General features: G+C 69.1%; 5 protein-coding genes. 2 read left to right on the top strand and 3 right to left on the bottom strand.

The window, feature by feature from the left end; all coding sequences use genetic code 11:
- The 3 genes from mnmG to BB334_RS13685 form a co-directional block, all read right to left on the bottom strand.
- Positions 1 to 1,101, bottom strand: a 1,101-nt coding sequence (gene mnmG / locus BB334_RS13695) for a tRNA uridine-5-carboxymethylaminomethyl(34) synthesis enzyme MnmG (protein ID WP_068809465.1), incomplete at its 3' end; no start/stop codon positions are given.
- 144 nt (positions 1,102 to 1,245) lie between these two features.
- Positions 1,246 to 1,605, bottom strand: a complete 360-nt coding sequence (locus BB334_RS13690) for a DUF423 domain-containing protein (RefSeq protein WP_068809061.1) — start codon at positions 1,603 to 1,605, stop codon at positions 1,246 to 1,248.
- A 111-nt stretch (positions 1,606 to 1,716) separates the two neighbouring features.
- Entirely contained in the window at positions 1,717 to 3,099 is a 1,383-nt protein-coding gene (locus BB334_RS13685; protein ID WP_068809060.1) for a cytochrome B6, read from the bottom strand.
- A gap of 325 nt (positions 3,100 to 3,424) precedes the next feature.
- Here BB334_RS13685 and BB334_RS13680 point away from each other — a divergent pair, with 325 nt between their 5' ends.
- Complete coding sequence (locus tag BB334_RS13680; protein WP_068809059.1) at positions 3,425 to 4,207, top strand: enoyl-CoA hydratase/isomerase family protein; 783 nt, start codon at positions 3,425 to 3,427, stop codon at positions 4,205 to 4,207.
- Between the two features lies 1 nt (position 4,208).
- Positions 4,209 to 6,149 (top strand): acetate--CoA ligase family protein (locus tag BB334_RS13675; RefSeq protein ID WP_068809464.1); only part of this gene is annotated, 1,941 nt, incomplete at its 3' end.

The raw sequence follows: 6,149 nt of genomic DNA, 5'->3' as shown, positions 1-6,149 counted from the left end.
GAAGAACAGGCCGGCGATGGTCTTGGTCTCGAGCGAGGCCTTCAGGTTGCGCGGGTCGAAGTAGTCGTACTCGATCGCGTAGCCGGGACGCAGGATGTGCGCGTTCTCCAGGCCGCGGATCGAACGCACGAGCTCGAGCTGGACGTCGAAGGGGAGCGAGGTCGAGATCCCGTTCGGGTAGATTTCGTGGGTCTCGAGGCCTTCCGGCTCGAGGAAGACGTTGTGGCTGTCCTTGTCGGCGAAGCGGTGGATCTTGTCCTCGATCGACGGGCAGTAGCGCGGCCCCACCCCCTCGATGACGCCCGAGTACATCGGCGAACGGTCGAGGTTGGCGCGGATGATGTCGTGGGTGCGCGCGTTGGTGTGCGTGATCCAGCACGGCAGCTGGCGCGGATGCTGGGCGGCGCTGCCGAGGAAGCTGAACACCGGCGCCGGGTCGTCGCCCGGCTGCGCCTGCATCACCGAGAAGTCGATGCTGCGCGCGTCGATCCGGGGCGGCGTACCGGTCTTCAGCCGGCCCTGCGGCAGGGCGAGTTCCTTGAGGCGGGCGGCGAGCGAGATCGCCGGCGGATCGCCCGCGCGCCCGGCGGAGTAGTTCTGCATCCCCACGTGCACCAGGCCGTTGAGGAAGGTGCCGGCGGTCAGCACCACCGTCGGCGCTTCGAAGCGCAGGCCGATCTGGGTGACGACGCCGGTGACGCGGTCGCCGGCCACGGTGAGGTCGTCCACCGCCTGCTGGAACAGCCACAGATTTTCCTGGTTCTCGAGCCGCCGGCGGATCGCCGCCTTGTACAGCACGCGATCGGCCTGGGCGCGGGTGGCGCGCACCGCCGGGCCCTTGGAGGCATTGAGGATGCGGAACTGGATGCCACCCTCGTCGGTGGCCGCCGCCATCGCGCCGCCGAGCGCATCGACCTCCTTCACCAGATGGCCCTTGCCGATGCCGCCGATCGACGGGTTGCAGCTCATCGCGCCGAGGGTCTCGATGTTGTGCGTCAGCAGCAGGGTCTTCGCGCCCATGCGCGCAGCGGCGAGCGCCGCCTCGGTGCCGGCGTGGCCGCCGCCGACGACGATGACGTCGAAACGGGAAGGGTGAAGCATGGTTGCAGGCATGGCGCCGGGAAGAGCGAGCGTGGGAAAGCGCTGCATTCTACGCGCTCGCCCCCCGAAAGCACAGGGTTCCCCGCCATGTTTCACGGAAATTTACCGTTTAAACATGGGCTTAATCACACACCCCGGACTCGCTCACGCACGCGGCGCACGCCACGCCAACAGCAGCCAGCCGGCGATCATCAGCGTGCCGCCGACCGGGGTGACCGCGCCCAGCCAGCGCGGCGCGCCGAGCGCCATCAGGTAGAGGGAGCCGGCGAAGACGACGGTGCCGGCGGCAAGCAGCGCCGCCGGCAGGCGGGCGCGCGGCACGCGTGCCGCCGCCAGCCCCACCAGACCGATCGCGTGCCACATCTGGTACTGCACGGCGGTCTGCCACCAGGCGAGTTCGCTGGCGCCGAGCAGGTCGCGCAGACCATGGGCACCGAAGGCGCCGAGGCCGACGCCGAGGGCGGCGAGCAGCGCGCCGGCGAGGAGGATGAGACGGTCGGGCATGATCAATCCGGGAATTCGCGGCAATGCCCGGGATGATAGTGCGGATCCGCCGCCGGCCGCGATCCCGCAGGCGAAGCGACGAAAGCCGCGACCACGGCCGCCCCGCTCCGCTCACAACGTCAGCAGGAAGGCGACCAGGTCCTTCTTCTCCTCCTCGCTCAGCTTGGTGCCGAGCACCAGGTTGAAGAACTCCACGGTGTCGTCGAGCGTGAGCAGGCGGCCGTCGTGCAGGTAGGGCGCCGAGTCCTTGATGCCGCGCAGCGGGAAGGTCTTGATCGGTCCGTCCGCCGAGGCGAGGCGGCCGGCGATGTCCTGCTCCTTGAAGAAGCGCTCGGCCTTCAGGTTGTGCATCAGGTTGTCGGTGTAGTACGGCGGCTGGTGGCAGGCGGCGCACTGGCCCTTGCCGAAGAAGACCCCCTGGCCGCGGAGTTCCGCCTCGCTCGCCTTCGCCGGATCGAGCCGGCCGAAGACGTCGAGCTTGGGCGCCGGCGGGAAGTCGAGCAGGGCCTGGAACTCACCCATGAAATGCACCTGGCTGCCGCGCTCGAGCACGTTCACCCCCTTCTTCGTCGCGATCACCGGGTCGCCGTCGAAGTAGGCGGCGCGCTGCTCGAACTCGGTGAAATCCTCGATCGTCTTCAACGCGCGCTGCGAGCCGAACAGGCGCTGCACATTCACCCCGCGCAGGGTAGGCGTGTCGATGCGGTGACGATGTGCCTGCGGGCGGATGTCGCCCACCAGGTGGGTGGCGGCGTTGGTGTGGCCATTGACGTGGCAGTCGAGGCAGGCCACGCCCTGGCTCGGCCGCAGCGAGCGGCGGTCGGCGGTGGCGTTGAACTGCTGCTGCGGGAAGGGCGTCAGCAGCAGGCGCAGGCCGTCGAGCTGCTTCGGATTGAGGATGCCGCTGAACAGCTCGTAGTAGTTCGTCAGGCTGACCACCTTGCCCTGCGAGACGTCGCCGAGGTCGGGCCGGGTGGTCAGGTAGATCGCCGGCGGAAACTCCGGCGTGAAGTGGGCGGGCAGCTGGAAGTCGAGGTCGAAGCGGGTGAGGTCGCGTTCTTCCTGGGTCCTGATCGCGTCGATCTGATGTTGCGGGAAGAGCATGCCGCCCTCGGCTTGATGCTCGTGCGGCAACGGCAGGAAGCCGGCCGGCCACAGGTCGCGCGACTTGATCTCGTCCGGGGCGAGCGCGGCGAGGTCCTGCCAGCTCGTGCCCGCGGGCAGCTTCACCCGCACCCCGCCCTGCACCGGCTTGCCCGTGCCGGTGGTGACGCCGCTCAGCGGACGGTCGGCGAGGTCGTAGCGCTGCTCGAGCAAGGCCTTGAAGCGTCCCAGCACCTCCGGCTTCGCCGCCTGCATGCGCTCACGCACGGTGTCGAAGGACTCGCTATCGACCACCGGCGCGTAGCTGTTGGGTACGGCAGGCGAAGCAGCGAGGGCCCCGACCGAAAACAGGGAACTGGCGAGCAGCGCCGAAATCGTCCGCATCTTCATGGTCTCTCCTCCTCTCGGTGCGCGGTGTGCGCGGGTCGGCCGCGCCGGCTATCGAGTCGTCGTCGACCGTTCTCAACCATGGCAAACGAATCCCCATTGCACCAATAAGATATGTTGATGGCCGTCGCTCCGTAAGCTGCGCGCCTGGTGCCGCCGCAGTTTGCCTTCGAAGGCGGAATGCAAGTACCTTTGCCCTGGCCCCTGCGCATGCTGCCCCGATCCGGCGCGGCACCGCCGGCCTGCCGCGCCCGACCCGTTTCCGCCCCCGCCCGCGGCTGTCCGCGCGGGGAGTGACACGCCAGCAGCCCAACCTCGCGAGGTGAGCATGAGCTACGAAACCATCCTCTACGACATGACGGACGGCATCGCCGAGATCCGCCTCAACCGCCCGCAGCGCCTCAACGCGGTCACCCAGCAGCTGTACGACGAACTCAACGCCGCGCTCTCGCGCGCCGAGGCCGACCGCGACGCACGCGTGGTGCTGGTCACCGGCGAGGGGCGCGCCTTCTGCGTCGGCGCCGACCTGAAGGCGCACAAGACCGGGCGCACCGCCTTCGACCGCCGTCAGTATTTGAAGGGCGAGCAGGACGTCTGCAGGCGCCTGCTCGAGCTGCAGAAGCCGGTGGTCGCCGCAGTCAATGGCTACGCGCTCGGCGCCGGCGCCGAGGTGGCGCTCGCCGCCGACTTCATGCTGATGGCCGAAAGCGCGCAGATCGGCCTGCCCGAGATCTCGATCGGCAACTTCCTCGGCGGCGGCGTGACCTGGCTGTTGCCGCGCCTGGTCGGGCTCGCGAAGGCCCGCGAGCTCGTCTTCCTCGGCGAGCGCATCAAGGGCGAGGAGGCGGTACGGATCGGGCTGGCGAACCGGGTGCTGCCCGACGAAGGCTTTCTCGACGCGGCGCGCGCGTTCGCGCTGAAGGTCGCCGGCAAGGCACCGTTCTCGATGCAGCTCGCCAAGGAGCAGCTCAACAAGTCGGCCGAACGGACGCTCGAGGCCTGCCTCATCGCCGAGCTCGAAGGCATGATGTTCGTGGGCACGACCCGCGACTGGCAGGAGGGCGTCGATGCCTTCGCCGAGAAGCGGGCGCCGGTCTTCAGGGGAGAATGAGATGAACGACACGCAGCACGCGCCACTGGCGAAGAAGAGTCCCCTGCACGATTTCCTCGCGCCCGGGTCGATCGCGATCATCGGCGCCTCCGCCGACCCGACCAAGCGCGGCTACAAGGCGATGGTCGGCCTGATCAAGGGCGGCTATGCAGGCAGGATCCACCCGATCAACCCCAAGGTGTCCGAAATCCTCGGCGTGCCGACCCACCCGTCCCTGGACGAGGTGCCCGGGCCGGTGGACCTGGCGCTGATCTGCACCCCGGCGTCCACCATCCCCGGCCTGCTCGCCGAGTGCGGCCGCAAGGGGGTGAAGGGCGCGGTGATCCTCGCCAGCGGCTTCCGCGAGACGGGACCTGAAGGCGCGAAACTCGAGCAAAAGGTGCTGGAAGCGGCGCGTGCCGGCGGGGTGCGCATCATCGGCCCAAACACCTCGGGCATGTTCAACCTGCACCAGCAGGTCAACCTGCTCGACCTGCGTAACGTAAAGCCGGGCGACATCGGCTTCATCTCGCAGTCGGGCAACATGCTGCTCGCGCTCGTGCTCGAGGCCGAGCATAACGGCCATGTCGGCTTCTCGACCTACGTCGGCCCGGGCAACCAGACCGACGTCGGCTTCAACGACTACCTGCGCTACCTCGGCGAGGACGAGCACACCCGCGTCGCCACGCTGTACGTCGAGGGCTTCCGCGACGGCCAGCGCTTCCTGCAGGCGGCGCGCGAGATCACGCCGGTGAAGCCGGTGGTGGTGTACAAGTCGGGGGCCACCGAACTCGGCAAGAAGGCCGCCAGCTCGCACACCGGCGCACTCGCCGGCAGCTACGAGATGACGGTCGACCTGCTAAAGCAGGTCGGCGTGAGCGTGGTGCGCCACTCCGACCAGATCCTGCCGGTGGCCGAGGGCCTGGCGCTGATGCAGCAGGCGCGCGGCCGGCGGGTGGCGGTGATCGCCGACGGCGGCGGCCAGGCAACGATCACCTCGGACCGCCTGTCCGACGCCGGCCTGGAACTCGCCGAGCTGTCGGCGGCGACACGCAAGCGCCTCGCCGACATCCTCTTCGCCCAGGCATCGCTCTCCAACCCGGTCGACGTCGCCGGCACCTCGGACGCCGACCCCGAGGTGCTCGCGCGCTGCATGGAGATCGTCGCCGACGACGACAACGTCGATGCGGTGTTCCTCGTCGGCATGTTCGGCGGCTATCACACCCGCTTCGCCGAGTCGCTGCTCGGCGGCGAGATGCGCGCGGCCGAGTCGATGATCGAGCTCGCCCGCCGCTGCGGCAAGCCGCTCGTCATCTACAGCCTGTATGCGCCGGTCAAGCCGCCGGCGCTGCGCCGCCTGCACGAGGCCGGCCTGCCGGTGTACGCCTCGATCGAACATGCGGTGAAGGTGCTGCAGGCGCTCGCCGAACGCGGCATCTATCTGCAGCAGCAGCACGGCCAGCCGCTGCAGGCGAGCGTCACCCCGCTCGAGAGCATGCAGGCGATGTTCGCGCGCGCCCAGAACGAGGGCCGCGACCTCTTCGAGTACGAAGCCAAGTCGCTGCTGCGGGCGCACGGCATCGCGGTCGCCGAGGAGCTCGTCGCCCACAATGTGGACGAGCTCGGAGCGGCGATCGCCCAGTTCGGCGACCGGCCGCTGGCGATGAAGGTGGTGTCGAAGGACATCCTGCACAAATCGGACGCCGGCGGCGTCAAGCTCAACCTGGCCGGCGAGGCGGCGCTCCGCGAGGCCTACGACCAGATCATGACCAGCTGCCGTGCCTATGACCCGAAGGCCGACATCCGCGGCGTGCTGGTGACGCCGATGGCGAAGAAGGGGACCGAGGCGATCGTCGGCGTGGTGCGCGACCCGATCTTCGGCCCGGTGCTGATGTTCGGCCTCGGCGGCATCTTCGTCGAGATCCTCGAGGACGTCGCCTTCCGCGCGATCCCGCTGTCGCGC

Origin of the sequence: Thauera phenolivorans (assembly GCF_001696715.1) — a bacterium.
GTDB classification, from domain to species: domain Bacteria; phylum Pseudomonadota; class Gammaproteobacteria; order Burkholderiales; family Rhodocyclaceae; genus Thauera; species Thauera phenolivorans.
This window is presented reverse-complemented; position numbering and strand designations above follow the sequence as displayed.